At 71.9% G+C, this 23,516-nt stretch carries 24 protein-coding genes; 15 read left to right on the forward strand and 9 right to left on the reverse strand.

Annotated features, from left to right (window positions below; translation table 11 throughout):
- Positions 1 to 312 (forward strand): hypothetical protein (locus tag E1292_RS52540; protein ID WP_220446669.1); only part of this gene is annotated, 312 nt, incomplete at its 5' end.
- A 70-nt stretch (positions 313 to 382) separates the two neighbouring features.
- On the opposite strand, the gene E1292_RS04520 is transcribed toward E1292_RS52540, so the two are convergent.
- Complete coding sequence (locus E1292_RS04520) at positions 383 to 754, reverse strand: NADH-quinone oxidoreductase subunit A (protein WP_132592285.1); 372 nt, start codon at positions 752 to 754, stop codon at positions 383 to 385.
- Positions 755 to 862: 108 nt separating this feature from the next.
- On the opposite strand from E1292_RS04520, the gene E1292_RS04525 reads away from it, so the two are divergent.
- From E1292_RS04525 to E1292_RS04565, 11 genes are all read left to right on the forward strand, one after another.
- Positions 863 to 2,341: a polysaccharide deacetylase family protein gene (locus E1292_RS04525; protein WP_165974379.1), complete on the forward strand. Its 1,479-nt coding sequence runs from the start codon at positions 863 to 865 to the stop codon at positions 2,339 to 2,341.
- Positions 2,342 to 2,373: 32 nt separating this feature from the next.
- Positions 2,374 to 2,463 carry a putative leader peptide gene (locus tag E1292_RS55665; RefSeq protein ID WP_311132193.1) on the forward strand — a complete coding sequence of 30 codons (90 nt, stop codon included), beginning with the start codon at positions 2,374 to 2,376 and terminating at the stop codon, positions 2,461 to 2,463.
- Between the two features lie 121 nt (positions 2,464 to 2,584).
- Positions 2,585 to 4,432, forward strand: a complete 1,848-nt coding sequence (locus E1292_RS04530; protein ID WP_132592289.1) for a 2-oxoacid:acceptor oxidoreductase subunit alpha — start codon at positions 2,585 to 2,587, stop codon at positions 4,430 to 4,432.
- Positions 4,422 to 5,495, forward strand: a complete 1,074-nt coding sequence (locus E1292_RS04535; RefSeq protein WP_246089922.1) for a 2-oxoacid:ferredoxin oxidoreductase subunit beta — start codon at positions 4,422 to 4,424, stop codon at positions 5,493 to 5,495. Before E1292_RS04530 ends, E1292_RS04535 begins: the two co-directional genes overlap by 11 nt.
- A 20-nt stretch (positions 5,496 to 5,515) precedes the next feature.
- A complete protein-coding gene (locus E1292_RS50885) occupies positions 5,516 to 6,448 on the forward strand; it encodes a hypothetical protein (protein ID WP_165974380.1) in 933 nt (310 codons plus the stop codon).
- Between the two features lie 11 nt (positions 6,449 to 6,459).
- Positions 6,460 to 7,443 carry an NAD-dependent epimerase/dehydratase family protein gene (locus tag E1292_RS50890; protein ID WP_165974381.1) on the forward strand — a complete coding sequence of 328 codons (984 nt, stop codon included), beginning with the start codon at positions 6,460 to 6,462 and terminating at the stop codon, positions 7,441 to 7,443.
- Positions 7,444 to 7,498: 55 nt separating this feature from the next.
- Positions 7,499 to 8,161: a polysaccharide deacetylase family protein gene (locus E1292_RS04545; RefSeq protein WP_132592291.1), complete on the forward strand. Its 663-nt coding sequence runs from the start codon at positions 7,499 to 7,501 to the stop codon at positions 8,159 to 8,161.
- Positions 8,161 to 9,063 (forward strand): glycosyltransferase family 2 protein, encoded by a 903-nt coding sequence (locus E1292_RS04550; RefSeq protein WP_132592293.1) that lies wholly within the window; start codon positions 8,161 to 8,163, stop codon positions 9,061 to 9,063. The genes E1292_RS04545 and E1292_RS04550 overlap by 1 nt, the downstream gene beginning before the upstream one ends.
- Positions 9,060 to 10,079: a GNAT family N-acetyltransferase gene (locus tag E1292_RS04555; RefSeq protein WP_132592295.1), complete on the forward strand. Its 1,020-nt coding sequence runs from the start codon at positions 9,060 to 9,062 to the stop codon at positions 10,077 to 10,079. Before E1292_RS04550 ends, E1292_RS04555 begins: the two co-directional genes overlap by 4 nt.
- Positions 10,080 to 10,180: 101 nt before the next feature.
- The gene (locus E1292_RS04560) at positions 10,181 to 11,488 is read left to right on the forward strand and encodes a nucleotide sugar dehydrogenase (RefSeq protein WP_132592297.1); all 1,308 of its coding nucleotides are present in this window, start codon (positions 10,181 to 10,183) and stop codon (positions 11,486 to 11,488) included.
- Positions 11,478 to 12,662 carry a glycosyltransferase family 4 protein gene (locus tag E1292_RS04565; RefSeq protein WP_132592299.1) on the forward strand — a complete coding sequence of 395 codons (1,185 nt, stop codon included), beginning with the start codon at positions 11,478 to 11,480 and terminating at the stop codon, positions 12,660 to 12,662. The genes E1292_RS04560 and E1292_RS04565 overlap by 11 nt, the downstream gene beginning before the upstream one ends.
- Here the strand turns inward: E1292_RS04565 and E1292_RS04570 are convergent.
- Positions 12,635 to 13,480 (reverse strand): glycosyltransferase, encoded by an 846-nt coding sequence (locus E1292_RS04570; protein WP_132592301.1) that lies wholly within the window; start codon positions 13,478 to 13,480, stop codon positions 12,635 to 12,637. The genes E1292_RS04565 and E1292_RS04570 overlap by 28 nt on opposite strands.
- Before the next feature lie 26 nt (positions 13,481 to 13,506).
- Here E1292_RS04570 and E1292_RS04575 point away from each other — a divergent pair, with 26 nt between their 5' ends.
- Both E1292_RS04575 and E1292_RS04580 read left to right on the forward strand, forming a co-directional pair.
- Positions 13,507 to 14,055 (forward strand): dTDP-4-dehydrorhamnose 3,5-epimerase family protein, encoded by a 549-nt coding sequence (locus E1292_RS04575; RefSeq protein WP_132592303.1) that lies wholly within the window; start codon positions 13,507 to 13,509, stop codon positions 14,053 to 14,055.
- A gap of 3 nt (positions 14,056 to 14,058) precedes the next feature.
- The gene (locus E1292_RS04580) at positions 14,059 to 14,955 is read left to right on the forward strand and encodes a hypothetical protein (protein ID WP_132592305.1); all 897 of its coding nucleotides are present in this window, start codon (positions 14,059 to 14,061) and stop codon (positions 14,953 to 14,955) included.
- On the opposite strand, the gene E1292_RS04585 is transcribed toward E1292_RS04580, so the two are convergent.
- Positions 14,904 to 16,250 (reverse strand): O-antigen ligase family protein, encoded by a 1,347-nt coding sequence (locus E1292_RS04585; RefSeq protein ID WP_132592307.1) that lies wholly within the window; start codon positions 16,248 to 16,250, stop codon positions 14,904 to 14,906. The genes E1292_RS04580 and E1292_RS04585 overlap by 52 nt on opposite strands.
- Before the next feature lie 3 nt (positions 16,251 to 16,253).
- Entirely contained in the window at positions 16,254 to 17,000 is a 747-nt protein-coding gene (locus E1292_RS04590; RefSeq protein WP_132592309.1) for a YveK family protein, read from the reverse strand.
- Between the two features lie 131 nt (positions 17,001 to 17,131).
- Here E1292_RS04590 and E1292_RS04595 point away from each other — a divergent pair, with 131 nt between their 5' ends.
- Positions 17,132 to 18,004 carry a DUF6492 family protein gene (locus tag E1292_RS04595; RefSeq protein ID WP_132592311.1) on the forward strand — a complete coding sequence of 291 codons (873 nt, stop codon included), beginning with the start codon at positions 17,132 to 17,134 and terminating at the stop codon, positions 18,002 to 18,004.
- Here E1292_RS04595 and E1292_RS50895 read toward each other — a convergent pair.
- From E1292_RS50895 to E1292_RS04620, 5 genes are all read right to left on the reverse strand, one after another.
- Positions 17,983 to 18,885, reverse strand: a complete 903-nt coding sequence (locus tag E1292_RS50895; RefSeq protein WP_165974382.1) for a hypothetical protein — start codon at positions 18,883 to 18,885, stop codon at positions 17,983 to 17,985. The two genes, E1292_RS04595 and E1292_RS50895, sit on opposite strands and share 22 nt — an antisense overlap.
- 106 nt (positions 18,886 to 18,991) lie before the next feature.
- Positions 18,992 to 19,867: a glycosyltransferase family 2 protein gene (locus E1292_RS04605; protein ID WP_132592313.1), complete on the reverse strand. Its 876-nt coding sequence runs from the start codon at positions 19,865 to 19,867 to the stop codon at positions 18,992 to 18,994.
- Positions 19,854 to 21,302: an oligosaccharide flippase family protein gene (locus tag E1292_RS04610; protein WP_132592315.1), complete on the reverse strand. Its 1,449-nt coding sequence runs from the start codon at positions 21,300 to 21,302 to the stop codon at positions 19,854 to 19,856. Before E1292_RS04610 ends, E1292_RS04605 begins: the two co-directional genes overlap by 14 nt.
- Positions 21,299 to 22,267, reverse strand: a complete 969-nt coding sequence (locus E1292_RS04615; RefSeq protein ID WP_132592317.1) for a hypothetical protein — start codon at positions 22,265 to 22,267, stop codon at positions 21,299 to 21,301. Before E1292_RS04615 ends, E1292_RS04610 begins: the two co-directional genes overlap by 4 nt.
- A complete protein-coding gene (locus E1292_RS04620) occupies positions 22,264 to 23,514 on the reverse strand; it encodes a DUF4910 domain-containing protein (RefSeq protein WP_132592319.1) in 1,251 nt (416 codons plus the stop codon). Before E1292_RS04620 ends, E1292_RS04615 begins: the two co-directional genes overlap by 4 nt.
- Positions 23,515 to 23,516 lie beyond the last annotated feature (2 nt).

A 23,516-nucleotide genomic window follows, 5' to 3' on the forward strand; every position in this document is an offset into this window, starting at 1 on the left:
GGCGAGGTCGAGGGCCACCAGGGCGGGGAGAACGGCGAGAAGGCTGCCGCGGGTCAGCAGGTAGACGCCGAGAAGGAGGAAAGCAGGGGTGAGGAGGTGGGTCAGGCAGGCGAGGGCGTAGCCGATGACGCGGGCCGCGCCCGCCGAGATGCCGCCAGGCTCCTTCCCCGAGCGGAGGACGTCCTCGTGGAGGCCGCGGACGGAGCCTGGCCGATAATCGGGCTGGCCGGGCGCGCTCTCGCCTTTCGCCGTCGCGTACGACGTTCCGGTCGCAGGACGGGCACCAAGCGGGGAAGGACGGCTCGGTCCTGAGCGGCTGGTCGCACTGCGGGCAGACGGACTCGGCAGACATGGCAGACATGGCAGACAACGTGCCACATCCTCATGTCCAGGTGAGCACGCGCTTGCGCCAGGCGTAGACGATGCCGAGGGCGATGAACCCGAGGAAGACGAACATCTCGACGAGCGTGGTCAGCCCGTAGCCGGGGGCGTCGAAGACGGTCGCCCAGGGGAACAGGAAGACGGCGTCCACCGCGAACACCACGTAGAGGTACGTGAAGACGTAGTAGCGGACCTGGGACTGCGCCCAGCCGTCGCCCACCGGGTCGACCCCGCACTCGTACGTGGTCAGCTTGTCCGGCGTGGGCCTGGAGGGGCGGAGCAGGCGGTTGGCGAGCAGGGCGCCGGCCACGATGGCGACGCCGATGGCGAGCAGCGCGGCGACGAGCACGTAGGACCCGAAATAGCCGTCCATGACGGGATGGTAACTCAGTGGGACCCAAACCGGGGGATGGTCAAAAGTCAGTTCCTGATCATCCCAAATCAGAGTAAATGGGAAGATCGCCCACATACCCTGACATGCATGCGTAAAAAGCGATTCTCTCCAGGAATCGCTCTGCTGGCCCTCTCGGTGTCCGGTTGCGGCATGGCCGCCACCGTGCCCGACAGGGGCATCGTGGTCCCGGCAGAGCCGACATCGATCGACTTTGTCGACCCCACGACCGTGGTCGGGCTGTCCACCAGAACCATCACCGAAGGCGACGGCACCAGCGGCAGACACGTGCACATCACCTACCCCGAGCTGGACGAGGCCCCCGCGCTCAACCGGACGCTGCGCGAGCGGGCACGCGAGCAGCTGCGCGTCTTCCGCGAGCGCACGAAGACGAGGGCGGCCGGCCCGCGGCCGGAGCTGAACGTGAACTGGCAGCTCGCCGCCGCCTCCCCCGAGGCGGTCGCGGTGCGGTTGCGCACCGGCGAAAAGCTGAAGGCGGGCTGGGAGTACGCCACGCGGACGTACTGGTTCGACCCGCACGAGGGCAAGGCGGTCCGCTCCTCCGGGCTGCTCGCGGGCAAGGACGCGCTGGGCAGGCTGGGCGTGCTGGTCAAGCGGCAACTGCTCAAGGAGCGCGGGTCGCAGATCGCGGCGGGCGGGATCATCGCGGACGGCGACCGGTTCGACTCGATGGCCTTCAACCGTGACGGGGATCTGGTGGTCGAGTTCGACGACTGCCAGGTCGGGCCGTGCCGGCTGGGCCGGGTGGCCGCGGCCGTGCCGGCGGACGACGTGGCGCCGCTGCTGTCCGGCCTGGGGGCGCGGGCCCAGGCCGGCGTCAGGACGGCGGCGCTGAAGACCGCGGAGGACATGGACGGGCCCCCGCCCACGGGCGACCCCGCGAACAACACCGAGGCCGTCAGGAACCTGGCCGTGACCACCGACTGCGCCGAGACCAAATGTGTGGCGCTGACGTTCGACGACGGTCCCGGCCCTTACACCGGTGCACTGCTCGACGAGCTGCAGGACGGCCGGGCGCGGGCCACGTTCTTCCCCCTCGGCACGAACGCCGCCGCAGATCCCGGTCTGGTGCTGCGGATGAGCGCCGAGGGGCACCTGGTCGGGAACCACGGCTGGACGCACAGGAACCTTGCCGACCTGCCCACCAGCAAGATCGCCGACTCGCTGAGGCGGGCCGGGAACGCGATCTCCACCGCGACCGGGCGGACGCCGACGCTCGTGCGGCCGCCGTACGGGGCCGTGGGCCCGGAGTTGCGCGCCGTCGCGGCCGATCAGGGCGCGTCGCTGGTCACCTGGGATGTCGACACCCACGACCAGAAGGGCGGGAAATCTGCCGACATCGCCGACCGAGCGGTGCGCGCGGCGCATCCAGGTGCGATCATTCTCATGCACGACATCCATCGGGAAACCGTCGATGCGGTTCCGGACATCCTCGAAAGGTTGCGCGGGAAGGGTTACAGCTTTGTCACCGTTCCTGAGTTGTACGGCACTGCGGGGATGCAGGCCGGACGCATGTACAGGTCGGGGAGCGGCCAGCCCCTGACGTAGCGCGCGTGTGGGGGGACGTATAGTTGGCGCACGTGACCCGAACCGTCCTGTTCGCCCGCCTGCATGTGGACCTCTGCAGGCTCGCGTCCGGGCTGTGTCGTCGTTCTCCCACCTCACCCTGACTCCGCCCGCGTTTACCCGCTTTCGCGGCCAGTAAAACGCGTGACCTTCCGAGGATCTAGCATGGATACAGAGAACGCGCCTACATCAACCGCGCCTTGGCGCGTCGAGGAGGACTGAGCTGTGACGAAGCAGGTCCAGCAACTCGACCGCGTGATCATCAGATTCGCTGGAGACTCCGGCGACGGCATGCAGCTCACCGGCGACCGTTTCACGGCGGGCACGGCGGAGTTCGGCAACGACCTGTCGACACTGCCCAACTTCCCCGCCGAGATCCGCGCGCCCGCCGGCACGCTGCCCGGCGTCTCGAGCTTCCAGTTGCACTTCGCCGACCACGACATCCTCACGCCCGGCGACGCGCCGAACGTGCTCGTGGCGATGAACCCGGCCGCGCTCAAGGCCAACCTGGGCGACCTGCCCAGGGGCGCCGACATCATCGCGAACACCGACGAGTTCACCAAGCGCAACCTGCAGAAGGTCGGCTACGCCACCAGCCCGCTCGAGGACGACTCCCTGAGCGAGTGGCGCGTGCACGCGGTCCCGCTGACCTCCCTGACCGTCAAGGCGCTCGAAGACTTCGACCTGTCGAAGAAGGACGCCGAGCGGTCGAAGAACATGTTCGCCCTCGGACTGCTGTCCTGGCTCTACCACCGGCCGACCGAGCACACCATCAAGTTCCTCGAGCAGAAGTTCGCCAAGAAGCCCGACATCGCCAAGGCCAACATCGCCGCCTTCCAGGCGGGCTGGAACTTCGGCGAGACGACCGAGGGCTTCTCGGTGAGCTACGAGGTCAAGCCCGCGCGGCTGGCTCCGGGTGTCTATCGCAACATCTCCGGCAACCAGGCGCTCGCCTACGGTCTGATCGCCGCCAGCGTGCAGTCGAAGTTGCCGCTCTTCCTGGGGTCCTATCCGATCACCCCGGCGAGCGACATCCTGCACGAGCTGTCCAAGCACAAGCGGTTCGGGATCCGCACCTTCCAGGCCGAGGACGAGATCGCCGGGGTCGGCGCGGCGCTCGGGGCCGCGTTCGGCGGGGCGCTGGGCGTGACCACGACGTCGGGCCCCGGCGTGGCGCTGAAGGCCGAGACCGTCGGCCTGGCGGTCACCACCGAGCTGCCGCTGATCGTCGTCGACGTGCAGCGCGCGGGGCCGAGCACCGGCATGCCGACCAAGACCGAGCAGACCGACCTGCTGATGGCCATGTACGGCCGCAACGGCGAGTCGCCCGTGCCGATCGTGGCGCCGATGTCGCCGAGCGACTGCTTCGACGCGGCCATCGAGGCGGCCAGGATCGCCGTCAAGTATCGCACGCCTGTCATGTTGTTGTCGGACGGCTATCTCGCCAACGGCTCCGAGCCCTGGCGCCTGCCTGAAATCGCCGACCTGCCGGACATCTCGCAGGAGTTCACGACCGCCCCCAACGGCGAGGAGGGCACGTTCCTGCCCTTCAAGCGTGACACCGAGACCCTCGCCCGCCCGTGGGCCATCCCCGGCACCCCGGGCCTCGAACACCGCATCGGCGGCATCGAGAAGGCCGACGGCACCGGCAACATCTCCTACGACCCCGCCAACCACGACCTGATGGTCCGCACCCGGGCCGCCAAGATCGCCGGCATCGACGTGCCCGACCTCGAGGTCGACGACCCCGACGGCGACGCCAGGGTGCTGGTCATCGGGTGGGGCTCGACGTACGGCCCGATCGCCGCCGCCGTGCGGCGCATCAGGAAGGGCGGCGGCAAGGTCGCGCAGACCCACCTGCGCCATCTCAACCCGCTGCCCGCCAACACCGGCGAGATCCTCAAGCGCTACGACAAGGTGCTGCTGCCCGAGATCAACCTGGGCCAGCTGGCCCTGCTGCTGCGGGCCCGCTACCTCGTCGACGTGATCAGCTACAACCGCGTGCGCGGGCTCCCGTTCAAGGCCGAGGAGCTGGCCGGAGTCATCCAGGACGTGATCAACAGTGACCAGTGAACCATTGTTCGCCTCCGGCAAAACTTCGGTGAACGGGAAGGGCCTTTCGCTCGTCCCCAAGACCGACGTGAAGCAGAGCCTGAAGGACTTCAAGTCCGACCAGGAGGTGCGCTGGTGCCCGGGCTGCGGCGACTACGCGATCCTCGCCGCCGTGCAGAGCTTCCTGCCCGAGCTCGGGCTCAAGCGCGAGAACATCGTGTTCGTGTCGGGCATCGGGTGCTCCTCGCGCTTCCCCTACTACCTCAACACCTACGGGTTCCACTCCATCCACGGCCGCGCGCCCGCGATCGCGACCGGCCTGGCCGCCTCGCGGCCCGACCTGTCGGTGTGGGTGATCACCGGTGACGGCGACGCGCTGTCGATCGGCGGCAACCACCTGATCCACGCGCTGCGCCGCAACGTCAACCTCAACATCCTGCTGTTCAACAACCGGATCTACGGCCTGACCAAGGGCCAGTACTCCCCCACGAGCGAGGTCGGCAAGATCACCAAGTCGACGCCGATGGGGTCGCTGGACAAGCCGTTCAACCCGATCTCGCTGGCCATCGGCGCCGAGGCGTCCTTCGTGGCCAGGACCATCGACTCCGACCGCAAGCACCTGCAGTCGGTGCTGCGCGAGGCGACCGCGCACCGCGGCACGTCGCTGGTCGAGATCTACCAGAACTGCAACATCTTCAACGACAACGCCTTCGAGCAGCTCAAGGACCCCGAGGTCCGCGACGACATCACGGTGCGGCTGGAGCACGGCCAGCCGATCGCGAGCGCCTCGAAAGCCGTCGTACGCGCGGCGAGCGGGGGCCTCGAGGTGGTGGCCCGCGACAGCGTGAGCGACGACCGGATCCTCGTGCACGACGCGCACAACCCCGACCCGTCGGTGGCCTTCGCGCTCAGCAGGCTCGACGAGCCGGCGTTCGAGCACGTGCCGATCGGCATCTTCCGGCAGGTCTCCCGCCCGGCCTACGACACGCTCATGGCCGAGCAGCTCGACGAGGCCGCGACCCGCACCGGAGCCGGCGATCTGAGCGAGCTGCTGCTGGGTGGCGACACCTGGCGCATCGGCTGATTTTTCGCGAATATGCCAGGGTGGCGAAGACGTGGTCGTATGTCATAGCCGCGGTCGCCGCCCTGGCCCTGGCCGTCACGGTCGCCCAGCAGCTCGGCGAGCCCGCGGGCCGGGCCGCGCAGAGCCCCGCCGCAACCGGGAGCCCGTCCCCGGAGACCGGCGGGCCAGGCCCTCCCGGCTTTCCCGACGCGGCCTCCACGGGCGTACCGCCCGGCACCGCGCTCACCGCCGTCACCGGTGACCAGACCTTCGCCAAGGACGGCGAGGTCGTCGAGGGCAAGATCTTCCACGGCTTCGTGGTGGTGACCGCGCGCGGTGTCACGTTCCGCAAATGCGTCTTCCGCGGCGCCGCGACCTCCGACGTGCGGCCGCTGCTCGACACCGAGCAGGGCAAGGACACGGTGGTGGAGGACTCGGAGTTCCACCCCGCCCATCCCTCGCCGTCCGTCGACGGCATCTGGGCGGCTGCCACGAAGATCTACCGCTCGGAGTTCCGTGGCACGGTGGACGGCGTCAAGGCCCACACCGCCACCCTGGTCCAGGACTCCTACATCCACGACCTGAGCTGGTTCGCCCACGACCCCGACCAGGGCGGCGGGCCCACCCACAACGACGGCGTCCAGGCCTTCGCCGACCAGAGCGGCGTCACGCTGCGGCACAACACGATCGACCTGTCCACCACGCGCGACCCGAACGCGGCCGTCCAGTCCTCGGCCGACGAGCTGCGGGTGGAGGACAACTACCTCGACGGCGGCGCCTGCATCGTCAACATCGACCACACGCCGCTGGACCGCCCGCTGGCCGGGCAGCGCGTCACCGGCAACCGGTTCGGGCGCAACTCCGCGCACGACTGCCCGATCCTGCTGAGCACCCGCTCCGAGCTCGCCGCCAAGGCGGGCAACGTCTGGCACGACACGGGCGAGCCCATCCCGTCGCCGGAACAACACGACTAGCCGGAGATCATATGTCAGCCTGGCAGGGGACGCGCACGCTGGTCACCGGCGCCACCGGGTTCATCGGCTCCCACCTGGCCCGCCGCCTGGCCGGGCTGGGCGCGCGGGTGCACGCGGTCAGCCGCCGTCCGCCGGCGACCGCCGGGCACGGCGAGCGCTGGCACGCGGCCGACCTGCGCGACGCCGCCGCGACGGCCGCCCTGATGGCCGCGGTCCGGCCGGAGGTGGTCTTCCACCTGGCCAGTGAGGTCACCGGCGCCCGCGAGCCGGAGGCCGTGGCGCCGACGCTGGCGGGCAACCTGGGCGCCGCGGTCAACCTGCTGACGGCCGTGACCGGCGCCCCCGTCCGCAGCGTGGTGCTGGCGGGCTCGGTGGAGGAGCCGCGCGACGGGCAGGCGCCGAGCTCGCCGTACGCGGCGGCGAAGGCCGCGGCGACCGGGTACGCCCGGATGTTCCACGCGCTGTGGCGGGTTCCGGTCTCGGTGCTGCGCGTGGCGATGGTCTACGGGCCCGGCGAGCCGAACACGGCCAGGCTCGTGCCGTACGTGGCGACGTCCCTGCTGAGGGGGCAGTCGCCCCGGCTCACGTCCGGCGCCCGGCTCGTCACCTGGGTGTACGTCGAGGACGTGGTGGACGCGTTCGTCCTCGCGGGGGCGAACGGCGACGCGGCCGGGCACGTCCTCGACATCGGCACGCCGGAGCCGGTCTCCATCCGCCACACGGCGGAGTTGCTGGCCGACATCGTGGCCGGCACCACGGGTGGCAGGCCGGGCGGCGCCGCGGGTGGCACCGCGGGCAGCAGTGCGGGCGGCGGCTCGGGTGGCGGCGCGGGCGGCTCTGCCAGGCCCGTGTTCGGCGCCGTCGCGGCCAGGCCGCTGGACCGTACGCAGCGCTCCGACATCGGGCCCGCCGAGCGCGTGCTGAGGTGGCGGCCGGCGACCACGCTCGAAGCGGGGCTGCGGCAGACCGTCGACTGGTACGCAAAACGGATGTAACGGTCCATCCTGGGTGGCGATAACTCTCCTGGTGACCTTCTGACCAGGGGGCAGGATGCGTGCGGTAACCAACCTGACCGTGCACGGCATCGGCGAGGCGGCCCGCGCGCTCGAACGGGGCGAGGACGCGACGTGGGTGACGGTCGAGCAGTTCGAGCAGGTGGTCGACGCGGTGGCCGGTCGCCCCGACGTACGGCTCACGTTCGACGACGGGAACGCGTCCGATGTGGAGATCGCCCTTCCCCGGCTGGTGGAGCGGGGCCTGCGGGCGGAGTTCTTCGTCCTGGCCGGGCTGCTCGGCGAGCCCGGCAGGCTCGACGCCGACGGGGTGCGGGAGCTGGCCGGCGCGGGCATGCGGGTCGGCTCGCACGGCTGGGCGCACCGCGACTGGCGCACGCTGGACGGCCCGCAGGTGGCCGAGGAGTTCACCAGGTCCAGGACCGTGCTCGCCGGGCTCGCCGGCGCGCCGGTGTCGCGGGTGGCCATCCCGTTCGGCTCCTACGACCGCCGGGTCCTGCGCCGGCTGCGGATGGCGGGGGTGACCCGCGTGTACACCAGCGACGGCGGCCGGGCCAGGCCGGGCTCCTGGCTCCAGGCCCGTAACAGCCTCCGGCACGACCTCGACGGCGCCTGGATCGGGCGTGTGCTCGACGGCAGGGCGCCGCTCGCCCGGCGCGCGGGCAAGCTCGGCATGCGCCTGTACAAGCGGGTGCGCTGATGGGCCGGGTCGCCGTCGTGATCGTCACCTACAACAGCGCGTCCGTGCTCGCCGGCTGCCTCGACTCGCTGGCGCGGGGCGCGGAAGGGGTGGAGCTGGCGGACGTGGTGGTGGCCGACAACGCCTCCAGGGACGACTCCGTGGCCGTCGCCGAGCGGGCGGGGGTCACGGTGGTCCAGGTCGGCAGGAACGCCGGGTACGCCGCCGCGATCAACGCCGGGACCGCCGTGCTCGACCTCGACGGGCTCGACGGCATCTACGTGCTCAACCCCGACTGCCGGCTGCGTCCCGGGTCGATCGCGCCGCTGCTCGGCTGCCTGCGAGAGCCCGGCAGGGGCATCGCGGTCCCCTACATGGTCAACCCCGACGGCACGCTGCAGCCGTCGCTGCGCCGGACGCCGACCGTGGGCAGGGCGCTGGCCGAGGCGCTGGTCGGCGGGGCGCTGGCCGGGCGCGTCGGCGGGCTGGGCGAGCTGGTGACCGATCCGCGCGACTACGCGCGTCCCGGCGCGTACGCCTGGGCGACGGGCGCGGCCATGCTGCTCAAGCCGCGGGTCATCCGCGAGGTGGGCGCGTGGGACGAGTCGTTCCTGCTCTACAGCGAGGAGACGGACTACTGCCTGCGCGCCGCCGACCTGGGATGGACGACGTGGTACGAGCCCGCGTCGGTGATCGAGCACATCGGCGGCGACTCGGGCGTGAATCCGACGCTGGCGGCGCTGCTCGTCGTGAACAAGGTGCGCCTGTACCGGCGGCGCCACGGGCCGGCGTCGGGGGCCGCGTACTACCTGGCCGTGCTGGCCGGTGAGGCGGTTCGGGCGCTGGCCGGGCGGCGTACGTCGCGGGCCTGCGTGGTGGCGCTGCTGCGGCCGTCACGCCGGATGACGGCGCTGCCGCAATGAGCGGGCTGCGGGTGGAACGGTTCACCGCGCTCGCCCCGGCCGAGCTGGAGTCCTGGCACGCGCTGCGCGCGGCCAACCCGGCCCTGGACAGCCCTTATTTCCATCCGGGTTTCTCGGCGGCCGTGCACGCCGCGGGGCGGCCGGTCCACGTGGCGGTCGCGCGCGACGGCGGCACGCCCGTCGCGTTCCTGCCGCACCACCGCGAGGGGCGGCTGCTGCGCCCTGTGGGCTGGCCCGGCGCGGACTTCCAGGGGCCGATCCTGGCCGCCGGCACCGGGTTCCGGCCGCTCGACCTGCTCGGGAACGGGGCCGCCGCCTACACGTTCGACCACCTGGTGGAGGCGGCGCCCGGTTTCGAGCGGTGGGTGGTCTCCCGCAGGCCGTCGCCGTACCTGGACGTGACCGGCGGGCTGGCGGGCTATCTGGGCCGGGCCTCGCGCAGCGGCAAGGAGAACATGGGGCAGGCCAGGCGGCGGGCCGCGAAGGCGGGGCGGGAGCTCGGGGAGCTGCGGTTCGTGGCGGCCTCGTCCGACCCGAAGGCGCTGGCGCGGGTGATCGAGTTGAAGCGGGCGCAGTACGCCGCGACCGGCGCCAAGGACTACTTCGCCGAGCCGGACCGGGTCCGGCTGCTCGACGGCCTGCTGCGCGCCCGCGACCCCGGTTTCGGCGGCGTGCTGTCCACGCTGCACGCCGGGGAGCACCTGCTCGCGGCGCACTTCGGGCTCAGGTCGGGTGCGGTCCTGCACTGGTGGTTCCCGGTCTACGACCCCGCCTTCGCCCGGCTGTCGCCGGGCTGGATCCTGCTGCGCGAGCTGGTGGCCGCCGCCCCGGCGCTCGGGGTCGCCCGCATCGATCTCGGCAGGGGCGAGGACGAGTACAAGCGGCGGGCGAAGACCGGCGAGAGCGTGGTCTGCCAGGGCGTCGTCACCAGGAATCCGGTACGCAGAGCCGTCGCGTCGGCGCTGTCGGAGGCGAGGGCGATCGCACGATCGGTCAGGTCGCGGAGAAAACCGTAACGTTCCAACGGACATGCCCGACATATCGGTGGAGGCGGGGGAGATCGCGCGCTGCCCTCCAGACGGCGGTCCACAGCAGACGGTCCCTAACGGAGGCGGCTGTGCGAATTAGTGTCTTCGGACTCGGTTACGTCGGATGCGTCTCGGCGGCCTGCCTGGCCTCCATGGGACACCAGGTCGTGGGCGTCGACGTCAACCAGGCCAAGGTCGATCTCATCAACGGCGGCCGCGCGCCGATCGTCGAGGAGCGCATCGGGGAACTGGTCGCGACGTCCGTCGCCGGCGGCACGCTGCGCGCCACCACGGACGCCGCCCGGGCCGTCAGGGACAGCGAGGTGTCGCTGGTCTGCGTGGGCACCCCGTCATCGTCCAACGGCAGCCTGTCGACGACCTTCCTGGAGCGGGTGGCCGAGCAGATCGGCCGCTCGCTGGCCGCGGGCCACGTGGTGGTCTTCCGCAGCACCATGCTCCCGGGCACCTGCGCCGACCTGCTCGTCCCGATCCTGGAGCTGTCGTCGGGACTGCGGGCGGGCGTGGACTTCGGGGTGGCGGTCAACCCCGAGTTCCTGCGCGAGGGCACCAGCGTGCGCGACTTCTTCGCGCCGCCCAAGACGGTGATCGGCGAGTCGGACGAGGCCGCCGGCGACGTGGTCGCCGCGCTGTACGACGGGCTGCCCGGCGACGTCTTCAGGGTGCCGATCCCCGTCGCCGAGATGGCCAAATATGCGGACAACGCCTTCCACGCGGTGAAGATCGGGTTCGCCAACGAGCTGGGCGCGATCTGCCAGGCCATGGGCCTCGACTCGCACCGCGTGATGGACGTGTTCCTGGCCGACCGCAAGCTCAACATCAGCCCCGCCTACCTGCGGCCCGGCTTCGCCTTCGGCGGCTCCTGCCTGCCCAAGGATCTGCGCGGCCTGGTCTACGCGGCACGCAAGGCCGACGTGTCCGTCCCGCTGCTCTCCCACGTGCTCCCCGCCAACGAGGCCCACCTCCAGCGCGCCTTCGACCTGGTCACCGCCGCGGGCCGGCGCAGGATCGGCCTGTTCGGGCTTTCGTTCAAACCCGGCACGGACGACCTGCGCGAGAGCCCTCTCGTCGAGCTCGCGGAACGGCTCCTCGGCAAGGGCTACGACCTGCGCATCTACGACGCCAACGTGACACTGTCGCGGCTCGTGGGGGCCAACCGCGCCTACATCGCCGAACGCCTGCCCCACCTGGGCGACCTGCTCGGCGACTCGGTGGACGAGGTCCTCCGGCACGCCGAGGTGTGCGTGATCGGGTGCGCGGACCCGACGGTGCTCGACGCGCTGAGCCGCGCGGGCGACCGCAGGATCGTCGATCTCGTACGCGTTCCTGACGCGGAGGCCCAGCGGGGCAGAAGGGACTACACCGGCATTGCGTGGTAGAGCGCTCATCCTCGTCGAGAATCTGTCCGTACCGATGGACCGGCGCGTCTGGCAGGAGTGCACGGCCCTGTACCAGGCGGGCTGGGAGGTGCACGTCATCTGCCCGCGGGGCGCCAAGCAGGACACCGAGCCCGAGGCCGTCATCGACGGCATCCACATCCACCGCTACCCGCTGCGCGCCGCCACCGGCGGCCCTCTCGGCTACCTGCGTGAGTACGGCTCTGCGCTGTGGCACACCTTCCGCCTGGCCAGGCGGCTCGGCACGTTCGACGTGGTGCACGGCTGCAACCCGCCCGACCTGTTCTTCCTGGTGGCGCGGGCCACGCGGGGCAAGGGCACGCGGTTCGTCTTCGACCAGCACGACCTGGTGCCCGAGCTCTACCTGTCGCGCTTCGGCCGGGGCGAGGACCTGCTGTACCGCGCGGTGCGCGGGCTGGAGCGGATGACGTACCGGGCCGCGCACGTGGTGATCGCGACCAACGAGAGCTACAAGCAGGTGGCGCTGTCGCGGGGCGGCAAACGTCCCGAGGAGGTCTTCGTGGTGCGCAGCGCCCCGGCGGTCGAGCGGTTCCACCAGGTGCCGCCCGACGAGAGCCTGCGGCGCGGCAAGCCGTACCTGCTGTGCTACCTGGGCGTGATGGGGCCGCAGGACGGCGTGGACTACGCGCTGCGCAGCCTGGCCCGGCTGCGGGACGAGCACGGGCGTACGGACTGGCACGCGGTGTTCGTCGGCGGCGGCGACACCTTCGACGCGATGGTGGCGCTCTCCCGCGAGCTGGGCCTGGCGGACGCCGTCGAGTTCACCGGCAGGATCCCCGACGAGGACCTGCTGCGCCACCTGTCCACGGCCGACGTGTGCCTGTCGCCCGACCCGCTCAACCCGCTCAACGACGTCTCCACGATGAACAAGATCATGGAGTACATGGCCATGGCCAGGCCCATCGTCTCCTTCGAGCTGCGCGAGGCGCGGGTGTCGGCGGGCGAGGCGGCCCTGTACGCGCCCGCGAACGACGAGTCGGAGTTCGCCAAGCTGATCGCGCGCCTGCTCGACGATCCGGACGAGCGGCGGCGGATGGGCGAGATCGGCCGCGCCAGGGTCGCGGGCCCGCTGTCCTGGCAACGTTCGAAGGCGGCGTTACTGGCGGCCTACGAGGCCGCCGTGGGGTCGCGATGACGGCTGCCGGCGTCGGTGCCCCAGCTCGTCCTGCCGCCGCGGAGCCTGGTGAGCAGCCGGTCCATGGCCAGGACGGCCAGGTAACAGGCGGCGTCGAGCGGGCTGACCGCCCGCGAGGCCAGCAGCGCGCGCAGCGCGCCCGGGCGCAGCGGGCGCGCGGGCACGCCCAGCTCGGCGAGCTGCCTGTTGCCCTGCCTGACCCTGACCCGCCGGCGCAGGTGGGCGCGGACCGTGCGGGCGGGACGCACGACGGAGCGCGCCCGCGCCACCACGACCCGCTCGTCGCCGGTGAAGCAGCCGTCCACCCAGCCGTCGTCGGAGATCACGTCGGGCAGCGGGAAGGCCCGCCCGTGCCCGCGCTCGTCGAGCACGTAGACGCCGACGCCCGCGAGCGCCCTGCCCGGCGCGATGAGCCGGTCGTGCACCCGGTGCACGCGACGGACCACGGGGCCCGTACCGGACAGGTCCCACTCCGGCGCGGGCGCGCAGGCGAGCACGCCCGGCGGGGCGGCCGCGGCGGCGAGCGCCCGCACGGAGGCGGCGTCGATCCGCACGTCCGCGTCGAGGTAGACGCGCGGGAAGGTCGCGCACGCCGCGTCGCCCAGGCGCAGCGCGTGGGCCTTGCCGGGGGTCGCGGTCTCCAGGACCCGCACGCCCGGCCGTGCCGCGGCCCGGGCGGTGCGGTCGGTGCAGGCGTTGGCCACCACGACGACGTCGAACTCGCCCGGCGCGGTCCCGGCGAGCAGCAGGTCCAGCCCTTCCGCGACGACCGATTCCTCGTTGTGCGCCGGGATGACGACGCTGACCACCGGCTTCACCGGACCGCCTCCAGGAAGGACGACACATGAAAGCAGAGCAGGGCGAGCTCGACGGGGTCGTACTGTTCAGGCCGGCGCCGCACCACGACAGCCGCGGCCTGTTCACCAGGACCTTCGACGCCGCCGTCGCCGCCGAGGCCGGCCTGGCCCCCGCGACCTTCATCCAGGACAGCCAGTCGCGCTCGCGGCGCGGCACGGTCCGCGGCCTGCACGGGCGGTCGGGCCAGGGCGAGTCGAAGCTCGTCAGGTGCGCCCGCGGCGCGGTCCACGACGTGCTGGTGGACATCAGGCCGCACTCGCCGACGTTCGGGCGCAGCATGGCGGTGCGGCTCGACGACGAGGACTTCGTCACGCTGTACGTGCCCGCGGGCCTCCTGCACGGTTTCCAGGCGCTCACCGAGCCCGCCGACACCTGCTACCGCATCGACAGGGAGCACGATCCCGCCGAGGACCTGGCGGTCCGCTACGACGATCCGGACCTGCGGATAGCCTGGCCGCTCCCCGTCACGGAGGTCAGCCGGCGCGACCGGGAGGCGGGCTCGTGGGCGGGCCTGCTGCGGCGGCTGGGCGGCTGAGCGATGCGCCGACCCCTCCGCCTGCTGCCGGCCGTCGCGGTGCTGGCCACGGCCTGCCAGGCCGCGCCCGCCGAGCCGCCGCCGAGCCCCTCCCCCACGCCGAGCATCACCAGGGCCGACGGCTCGTCCTGCCCCGACCATCCCACCCCGGCCTGCACGGGCGCGCCCCGCGGGATCAGGCTGACCAAGGTACGGCTCGACACGGAGAACGTCGCCTACCGCGTCAGGAAGCCCGGCACCGTGCTCGACGGTGTCCACGTGCCCGGCCACCTGCTGATTCACGCGGACGACGTGACCGTCAGGAACAGCGTGATCGACGGCGACGTGATCAACTCCGACGGCCCCGAGTCGTTCCGGTTCACCATCACCGACACCACGGTGGGCACCACGGACAAGTGCGAGCCGCTGCCCGGGATCGGCTACGACAAGTACGAGGCGACCAGGGTGCTGGTGCAGGGGCACAGCGACGGCTTCCGGGTCTCCGGCGACGACGTCGAGATCCGCGACTCGTTCGTGAAGTTGTGCTCGAACCCCGGCGACCACTCCGACGGCATCCAGGCCTACAACGGCGGCAAGGGGCTGCTGTTCCACCACAACACCGTCGACCAGCGCGAGGCGAAGCACATCACCGCCCCCATCTTCCTGGTCGACGAGAAGTCGGAGGACGTGGTCGTCACCGACAACCTCGTCATGGGGGGCACGTACAGCGTGCAGGTGCGCAACGCCCGCGGCAGGCAGGTCGTGCGCGGCAACAAGCTGGTCGACAAGTCGTGGGTGTACGGGCCCGTCGACTCCGAGTGCGGCAGGACGGAGTGGTCCGGCAACGAGCTGGTCACCATCGACGAGAGCTATCGGGTCACCTCTATCGTCGGCCCGCTGGTCTGCGAGGGTGAGAGCTGATCGGCCCGCGCGGCCCGCAGCAGGGCGCCGGCCGCGCCGACGAGCACGAACGCGATCCCGGTCACGGTCGCGAACGACAGCAGGTCGAAGGTGAACGACCCGGCGAGCGGCACGAGCAGGCAGGCGGCGACGGTGAGCCCGAGGTCGCGGTCGCCGGGGTCGGCGCTCAGGTGCCGGGCCCTCAGCGCCGCGTAGCAGGCCACCACGAACACCGACGCGTACGCCACGGTCCCGATCAGCCCGGTCTCCACCATCGACAGGATGTACTGGTTGTCGAAGATCTGGTGCTTGGGGGCGTACCAGGTGCCCAGGCCGCGGCCGAGCCAGAAGTGCCGGCCGATCTCCTGGCCGGCGACGGCGTAGTCGTGGGTCCTGTACTGGATGCTCTCGTCGTTGCCGAGGTCGGTGAACAGCCCGGCGATGGCCCCGAGCAGGCCGGGGACCGCGACCCAGATGGCCGCCATGAACCCGGCGCCCGCCAGCAGCGCCCGCAGCCGCCGCCGCGCGGGCCAGCCGGCGAACAGCACCACGCCGGCCACGAAGAGGCTCAGCATGGCGGAGCGCGACACGGAGAACATCAGGCCGAGCCCGATGAGGAGCGTGCACGCCCACCAGCGCAGCGCCGGCTCGCCGCGCAGGCGCGCCTTGACGGCGAGGTGGGCGGCCAGCGGGAGCAGCATGGCGCAGGCGACGCCGAACTCGATGGGGTGGCCGGTGGTGGCCGCGACGCGGCGCAGCTCGGCCCGCTCCAGGACGAACGAGTCGCCCTCGGTGCTGTAGCGCAGGATCGGCAGTTCCATGAACCTGGTCAGGTCCACCGAGAACAGGAACTGGAAGGCGCCGATCACCGAGATCGCCGCCCCGGCCACCACCAGCGTCTTCAGCACGAAGTCGAGCCGCCGCAGGCCCCGCACGCCGTCGCAGACCGTGAGCGCGATGCCGACGGTCGCGATCACCAGCACGAAGGAGTGGTCGCTCAGGTTGAGCTCGTCGGAGTCCATGTACCCGTACGTGGTGAACCCGAAGGTCGCCAGCATCGCGGTGAAGTAGGCGAACAGGACCGTGCGCACGGGGTTGCGCCCCTTCGCGACGCCCAGGGTGAGCGTGAGCTGCGCGCACAACCAGAGCAGCGCCGCCGCGAGGCTCACCACGTTCGCGGGGGTGAGCGAGAGCGGCAGGTACTTCAGCACCAGCCGGGCGGGCACGACCAGCAGGACCACGGTGAAGACGGCGGCGACGGTGGCGCCGTCGGCGCGCCCCGGCAGCGGCGGGGCGCCGGGGGTCGCGGCGGCCACCGGTTACGACCCCGGTTTCCTGGCCGTGACCAGTTCCTGCTCGCCGCCCGCGGGCTCGGGCTCGTCCCGTTCGCGCCGGGTTCCCGGCAGCCCGGGGAAACCGGCCCCGCGCGCCCCTGAGAGGCTTTCAGCGGCGAACGAGGCGCAGAGGGCGGCGATCAGCCCCAGACCGAGCGCCGCGGCGGCGGAGCGCAGCTTCCTGCCCTGCTGCGGCACGGGTGTGGTGGGCGGCACCGTCTCGCTGATCGTGATGTAGGTCTCGGGTGGTGCCTGCACCTGCCGCTGGCGTACGTCCAGCTCCTGGCGGACCCGCTCGATGACCTCGCGGGCCATCCGCGTGGCCGCCTCGGGCGCGCGGCTCTCTCCCTCGACGAAGACCAGGGGGCCGGTCGCCAGCGACTCCAGGTTGTTGGTGCCGTTGGTGACCGCGTAGGCGGTGTCGCCGTCGGGGCGAACGCCCATCTCGGCCACCATGTCCGGCGTGCTCATGACGTTGATCAGCATCGACGCGGCCACGTCGAGCCCGTGGTCGAAGTTGAGCAGCGGGTTGACCTGCGGGACGGGCTGGTCGGGGTCGGGTGGCACGGTCCCGCCGCTGGTGGGCGCGGTGAGCACGAGGACCGCGGAGACGGTGTAGGTGACGGGGATCGTGGAGTAGGTGTAGGACGCGCCGCCGACCGCCAGCAGGAAGGCCGGTAGGGCGACGAACCAGCGTCGCGTCAGGACAAGGACGGTCCCCCAGAAATCCACGTGCCCTCCCCGCGAGTCCTGCCTCATGGATGTCGCCGCGAATGGGGTGGAGCGTTACATCAACCCTGTAACGCCACCTCCGGCGACCCGATAAGGGGAAGGCAGGGGCGTTTCACGATGGGAGTCGGCCCGTGAGCAAGCTGGCGGTCATCACCCCGTCCTACGCCCCGGACGCCGGCCTCTTCGCCGAGCTGCACCGATCCGTTCTCCGGTACACCTCGGACGACACCGTCCACCACGTCTTCGTCTCCGCCCGCGACCGGCGGATCTTCTCCAGGTTCGAGGGCCCGCGCTGCCGCCTGTGGATCCGCTCGGAGCTGCTGCCCCGCAGGTACGTCCGCGTGCCCTTCACCGACGTGCACGTCAACTGCCGCCGCCCGTGGCCCCCGCTGCGGGGCTGGGTCATGCAGCAGACCATCAAGATCGCCTCCGCCGGCCTGATCGACGCCGACGCCCTGCTCATCGTCGACTCCGACGCCGTGCTGGTCCGCCCGACCGGGGTCGAGTCGTTCAGCGTGGACGGGCGGCTCTGCCTCCACCGGGTCGAGAACGCCGTGACCGCCGACATGGAGCGGCACCTCCTGTGGCACCGGGTCGCCCGCGAGCTGCTCGGCCTGCCGCCCCCGCCGCCACCACCGCTGCCCGACTACGTGACCGCGCTGACGTTCTGGGACCCGCGGATCGTGCTCGCCATGCGGCGCCGCGTCACCGAGGTCACCGGCCGCGACTGGCTGGACGCGTTCAACGCGCGGCTGCACGTCTCGGAGTTCGTCCTGTACGGCGTGTTCGTCGACGAGGTGCTGAAGGCGTCGCCGCCGGTCAACACGACGATCTGCCACCTGAGCTACCACCACGAGCCGTGGGACGAGGCCCAGGCGGTCGCCTTCGCCGACCGGCTGCCCCCTGACGCGGTGGGCATGATGATCTCCGCCAAGTCGCACACCCCGCACGAGGCCAGGATGGCCGCGATCCGGCGGTGCGCTCAGGTCGTCGAGTCGAGCTGATCTCCCTCCCGCTCGATCGCCGGGATGGGACCGGTGTCGTCGTCATCGGCGGTCAGGGGCGAGGCGGGCGGGTCTCCGGCGGGCGGCCGCGCGCCGTTACGCGGCCCGGCACCGTTCTCCCGTCCCGGCTCGGCGACGGGCCCCGACGTGGGCCCGATGACCGGCCCGGCGACCGGCCCGGCGACCGGTTCGGCGACCGGCCCGGCGACCGGCTCCGGCGCGGGCTCGGTGACGGGCTCCGGGGTTTCCGGAGGGTCGGGTTCGCCGGCGCGGCGGGCGGCGCGCAGGCGCTGGACGCCGTAGGCCACGCCGAGCCCCGCCACCACCCCGACCAGGCCGCCCGATGCGGCGCCCAGCAGGCGGTCCGTCACGACGAGCCGGGGCACCGAGGCGGGCATCACGTCGAGGATCGCGATGTGCGTGCTCACCGGCGCGCCCAGCGCCTTCTGCCGCTCGGCCAGCTCCACCCTGATGCGCAGCCGCGCCTTGCGCATGACCTCCCTGACCACGGCCGGCGAGGTGCTCTCCACCTCGACGTAGACGAACGGCCCGTTGGTGCTGATGCCGAGCAGGTCGGGGTTGGTGCGCCCGTCGTTGACGGTCAGGACGGTCGGGCCGTCCTCCGTCACGCCCAGCTCGGCGGCGACGTCGGGCGTGTTGGTGGACAGGATGAGGATGCCGGCGGTCGTCCGCAGGGCGTCGTTGAACTGCAGCAGCGGGTTGGTCAGCCCGGGCCGCCGCTGGGGCCCGGTCTCCAGCGTCCCGCCCGTGGCGGGCACGGTGAGCACCATGGAGGCGGTGGAGACGTAACGGCTCGGGACCAGGAAGTACGCGGCCAGGGCGAGCCCGATCGCCACGACGGCGACAGGCGGCCCGATCATCTTCTTCCGGGCCAGACCCAAGACGGTTGTCCAGAAGCGCACTATTTCCGCCCCCGTCGACTTTTGTACCGATGCAAAGTGGAAATCGCCCTTTTCGTGAACGCCGTTACACCAGCCGGGCCATGGACAGCAGCTTGCGGCCCCGGTGGGCGATCGTCCGGCGCTGGCGGCGGGCGTACATGCGCAGCACCGCGGAGCGCGCCCGGCGGCGCCGGTCATCGGTGAGGTCGGCGTCGCGCACCCATCTGAGCAGCTCCCTGCACTGCAGCGTGTTCGCCGCGTGCGACTGCCAGGACGGCACGTCGAGGCGGCGGGCCAGGCCCGAGATGCGTTCGAGCCGCCAGTTGCGGTGCGACAGCACCTCGGGCACGTGCGCCCACGGCCCGGCCAGGGCCAGCTTGGCGGCGAACACCTCGTCCTCGCGCAACATGTTCCTGCGCGGGATGCCGACCGCCGGCTCGCGGCGCAGCAGGCCGTAGAGCGGATCGATGAGGAACGGGCTCTCGTTGAGCAGCCTGAGCATCTCGGTGAACCGTTCCACCGGGTCGTCGGAGCCCAGGCCCGCGCCCTCATAAGCGGTGGTGGCGAGCGTCCCGTCGGGCCGGCTGTAGGAGACCTGGTTGGTGACCAGGATGATGCGCTCGTCGGCCGCGAACGCCGCCATCGCGCGCGAGACGCAGGCGGGCTCCAGCCGGTCGTCGTCGCCGATCCACCTCACGTACGCGCCGCGCGAGATCCGCGCCGCGTGCGTGAAGTTGCCGAGCAGGCCGACGTCGTGCGGATGCCGGTGGTAGACGATCCTGGGGTCGCCGGCCGCCAGGTCGCGGCAGAGCTCCTCGGTGCCGTCCGTGGAGGCGTTGTCGGAGACGACCAGCTCGATGCTCGGGTAGTCCTGGGCCAGCACCGAGCGGATCACGCCTTCGAGCCGGTCGGCGCCGTTGCGCACGGGCAGGGCGATCGAGACGAGTTCAGGTTCCGGCATGTGCTCTCCCTTGACGTACGAGTCGCTCCAGCACGGCACGTGGCACCGCCGCGAGCACGAACACCAGCAGCCCCGCGCCGCCCGCCACGCACAGCTCGGCGAACGCGCCGTCGACGACCGCGGCCAGCCCGGCCATGACGACGCCGGCCGGCACGGCGGCCGCCAGCGGGCGGGCCAGCCCCGCGCCGAACAACCGCAGCGGCACGCCGGATCGGTGCAGCACCACCCCCAGCAGCGGCAGCGCCACCACCACCGCGATGACCGCGTGCGCCACGGCGGCGCCCTCGATGCCGCCCAGCCGGGCGCCCGCCATGAGCGCGGGCACGAGCGCGAGCGCCCAGGCCAGGTTCACCCACATGGGCGACCTGGTCGCGCCGGTCGCGGCCAGCACGTCGGTGATCAGCAGGGTCAGCATGCGCACGGCCATGACGACCGCCAGGAAGCGCAGCACGTCGGCCGACGGCGACCAGCGGGCGCCGTAGAGGAACTCCACGATCGCGGGCGCGAGCGTGCCCATGAGCACCGCGACCGGCAGCACCAGCGTCGCCAGCAGCGGCACCGCCTGCCGCACGCCGGCCCGCAGCGGCTCGGCGCCCTCCTCGGCCAGACGGGAGAAGCTGGGCAGCGCGACGTAGCGGACGGCCGTGCCGATGAGCCCGGGGACCCAGCTGGAGATGTTGAAGGCCAGCAGGTAGAAGCCCAGCAGCGCGGGCCCGAGCACGTCGCCGACGATGACCGCGTCGACGTTGAGCAGCAGCCCTTCGATGCCGAGGCCGGCGCAGAGCGGCAGGCCGAAGCGCAGCAGCCTGGCGGCCACCGCGCGGTCGAAGCCGAGCTCGATCCTGACCCCGGCCAGGACGACCACCAGCACGCCGGTGAGCGCCGCCCCGCTGAGCTGGCCCCAGGCGAAGCTGTAGGCCCCTGAGCCGTTCGCGGCGAGGGTGATGGAGACGGTGGCGTTGGCGGCGAACCCGGCGAGGTTGGCCCAGGCCAGCCTGTCCTGCCGGAACGTGCGCATCAGCGCGGCGCTGCGGACCGCGGTCAGCCCGTAGACGAGGTTGGTGGCCATGAGGATGCGGATCACCCAGGTGGCGTCCTCGCTGCCGGCCAGCCGGGCGTAGAACGGCGCGATGACCCAGAACAGCGCGTACAGGCCCGCGCTCGACAGGATGGCCACCACCGTGGCCGTGGGCGCGACCTCCTCCAGCCTGCCGCGCCACTGCACGGTCGCGGAGATCACTCCCGCGTCGTTGACGTAGATGACGAACTGACTGGCGGCCAGGGCGATGGCGAACACGCCGAAGTCCTCGGGCACCAGCAACCTGGCCAGGATCAGGCTCATCACGAACGAGCCCGCCTTCATGACCAGGTTGCCGAGCAGGCTCCAGCGCAGCCCGCGCCCCGCCTTCCTGCCGATCTCGCCGACCTCGCTCATAAGGCGTCCCCGCCGCCCGGCGGCAGCCTCTCCAGCCAGATCTCCCGCCAGAACGGTACGAACTCGCGCGGGCAGCTGGCGTTGTAGACGCCTTCGCAGACGAGGTCGTCGAGGACGATGCACGGGCTCTTCATGCTGAGCATGCGGCCGGTCCGCTCGTCCAGGCAGCGCTCGACCCTGGCGCGCACCCGCGCCGTCCTGCCGCAGTAGCGGGCCATCTCCTCCTCGAAGCCCAGCCCGCGGTTGAGCAGGTCGTCGTTGAGGGTGTCGAGGATCTCCTCCTTCGACCTGATCCTGACCAGCTCGCCCGGCTTCAGGTCCAGCTCCTCCGTCGGAGTGACGCGGCCGGCCCGTCCCTCCACGAAGCCCCAGCGCAGGCCGCGCCTGATCCACAGGCGTCTCGGCAGGACCTTCTTGCTGAGCTCCTGGAAACGGTTGAACAGCCCGACCAGGAAGGCACGGGCCACGGCCGCCACGCCGGCGTTGCCGCTGCGCACGTCGGTGACGTACTGGCCGAGGTCGCGGAACGGCAGGCAGGCCGGCGCCGCCCTGAGCAGCTCGGTGGCCTGGCAGGAGTAGTGGTCGGCGTCCTTGCGGGTGTTGGCCCGCAGGAGCGGCAGCAGCTCCGGACCGGGCCTGGGCGGGGCCTGTGGTTCGTCCGGATCGACCCGTTTGAGCCAGGCCTCCTTCCAGTACAGGGAGCAGGCCGTCTGGCAGCCGCCGTGCTCCCCGCCGTCGCAGCGTGCCCCGGTCAGGTGGACGGCCCTCTCCATCCGGCGCATGCCGCTGCGGCTGATCGTGTCGCAGAGTTTGTGCGCGACCTTGTGCACCGTCATCCGCCGGCCGCAGAACCGCGCCATCTCCGGCATGAACGGCAGGCTCTCCAGCTCGCCCCGCTCGTCCAGCGTGGCCAGGATCTCCGCCTCGCCGCGCACCTCGACGAGATCTCCCACCCGCAGGTTCACGCGTCCTCCCTCTTGAGCAGCCCCGCCGCCTCCAGCGCCCCCGCCGCCTCGGCCACCACGCCGAAGGGCAGGCCGGACCGGTCGGCGACGTCCAGCAGGCTGTGTGCGCCGTCCGAGAGGTTCAGCACCCACAACATCGCCATCTGCGCCTGTTTCGTGTCGCTCCGCCCGCCGAGGGAGCCGTACAGGCCGCGCCGGCCGAGCTGCGGCTCGCCGTACGGGCTCAGGTTCAGGTAGCGGCCGTCGCCCTCCAGCACCTCCACGGCCGACCACAGCGCCTCCAGCGTGTCGGACATGGAGTCCGGCGAGACGAAGCCCAGGTCGTCGCCCGAGGTGTGGTATTCCGGGTAGCCCGCGTACGGCGTCCTGGTGAGGCTGCCGACGGGCAGGTCGAAGCCGGGCGAGCAGTATTGGCGCTCGTCGTAGCCGTACGGCGAGAAGTCCGTGATGGTGTGCGGCCGTTCCCGCAGCACGTGGGCCATCACCCGGTCGATGCCGGCGTCCCCGCGCCTGCTGCGCTTGTACGTCAGCGTGCCGCGGTCGCCGGCGCAGGCCAGCGTGAGCCCGTGCCTGATCCTGGAGACGCGGTCGCGGTTGCGCGCCAGCCAGGTGATGGCACCGATCGTGCCGGGCGCGAACACGAAGCGGTACGTGAGGCGCGGGGTCCCGAGCCGGGAGGCCAGCGCGGTCGCCACGGCGATCGCGGCGAGGTTGTCGTTGGCCAGCGACGGGTGGCAGGTGTGGCACGAGATGAGCACCTCGTCCGTCGTGCGCCCGCGCACCACGTGCTCGGCGTACGTCAGGTGCCCGTCGGCCAGCGTCGAGTCGATCACCACCGTGTACGGCCCCTCGCCGAGGCCGTCGAGCGTGCGCCGGCTGAGGCAGAACCCCCACGTCTCGGCGTAGTAGCCGGTCCGGTAAGGGACCAGGTCGGGCTGCTCGGGCAGCGTGTGCAGGTGGGGGCGCAGCTCCGTCAGCGTCATGGTGGCCGACACGGGGACGCTGTAGCCGACGACGTGCAGGTTGGAGCGCCGGAAGTCGACGACCCTGTGTCCGGCCGGGTCCATGATGTACGCGTCGCGGACGTTCCACTCCTTGGGGACCGTCCAGTCGAGCACCTGCGTGCCGGTCGGCACCTCGTGGACGTCCAGGTCCAGGTGTTCCCCGAGGATGCCGAGCGTGGCGCGCACCCCGTCGCCCGTGATGGAGCGGCACAGCGGGTAGAGCCGCGCCACCAGGGCGTGCATCT

The sequence above is a fragment of the Nonomuraea deserti genome, from assembly GCF_004348685.1.
Lineage (GTDB): Bacteria > Actinomycetota > Actinomycetes > Streptosporangiales > Streptosporangiaceae > Nonomuraea > Nonomuraea deserti.

What these genes read in the sequence shown, in the direction of transcription:
- E1292_RS04550 (WP_132592293.1), top strand. Translation starts at nt 8,161, where the DNA reads ATGGGCCGGGTCGCCGTCGTGATCGTCACCTACAACAGCGCGTCCGTG.
- E1292_RS04620 (WP_132592319.1), bottom strand. Translation starts at nt 23,514, where the DNA reads ATGCACGCCCTGGTGGCGCGGCTCTACCCGCTGTGCCGCTCCATCACG.
- E1292_RS04610 (WP_132592315.1), bottom strand. Translation starts at nt 21,302, where the DNA reads ATGAGCGAGGTCGGCGAGATCGGCAGGAAGGCGGGGCGCGGGCTGCGC.
- E1292_RS04555 (WP_132592295.1), top strand. Translation starts at nt 9,060, where the DNA reads ATGAGCGGGCTGCGGGTGGAACGGTTCACCGCGCTCGCCCCGGCCGAG.
- E1292_RS50895 (WP_165974382.1), bottom strand. Translation starts at nt 18,885, where the DNA reads ATGATCGGGCCGCCTGTCGCCGTCGTGGCGATCGGGCTCGCCCTGGCC.
- E1292_RS04525 (WP_165974379.1), top strand. Translation starts at nt 863, where the DNA reads ATGCGTAAAAAGCGATTCTCTCCAGGAATCGCTCTGCTGGCCCTCTCG.
- E1292_RS04520 (WP_132592285.1), bottom strand. Translation starts at nt 754, where the DNA reads ATGGACGGCTATTTCGGGTCCTACGTGCTCGTCGCCGCGCTGCTCGCC.
- E1292_RS50890 (WP_165974381.1), top strand. Translation starts at nt 6,460, where the DNA reads ATGTCAGCCTGGCAGGGGACGCGCACGCTGGTCACCGGCGCCACCGGG.
- E1292_RS04545 (WP_132592291.1), top strand. Translation starts at nt 7,499, where the DNA reads ATGCGTGCGGTAACCAACCTGACCGTGCACGGCATCGGCGAGGCGGCC.
- E1292_RS04580 (WP_132592305.1), top strand. Translation starts at nt 14,059, where the DNA reads ATGCGCCGACCCCTCCGCCTGCTGCCGGCCGTCGCGGTGCTGGCCACG.
- E1292_RS04575 (WP_132592303.1), top strand. Translation starts at nt 13,507, where the DNA reads ATGAAAGCAGAGCAGGGCGAGCTCGACGGGGTCGTACTGTTCAGGCCG.
- E1292_RS04605 (WP_132592313.1), bottom strand. Translation starts at nt 19,867, where the DNA reads ATGCCGGAACCTGAACTCGTCTCGATCGCCCTGCCCGTGCGCAACGGC.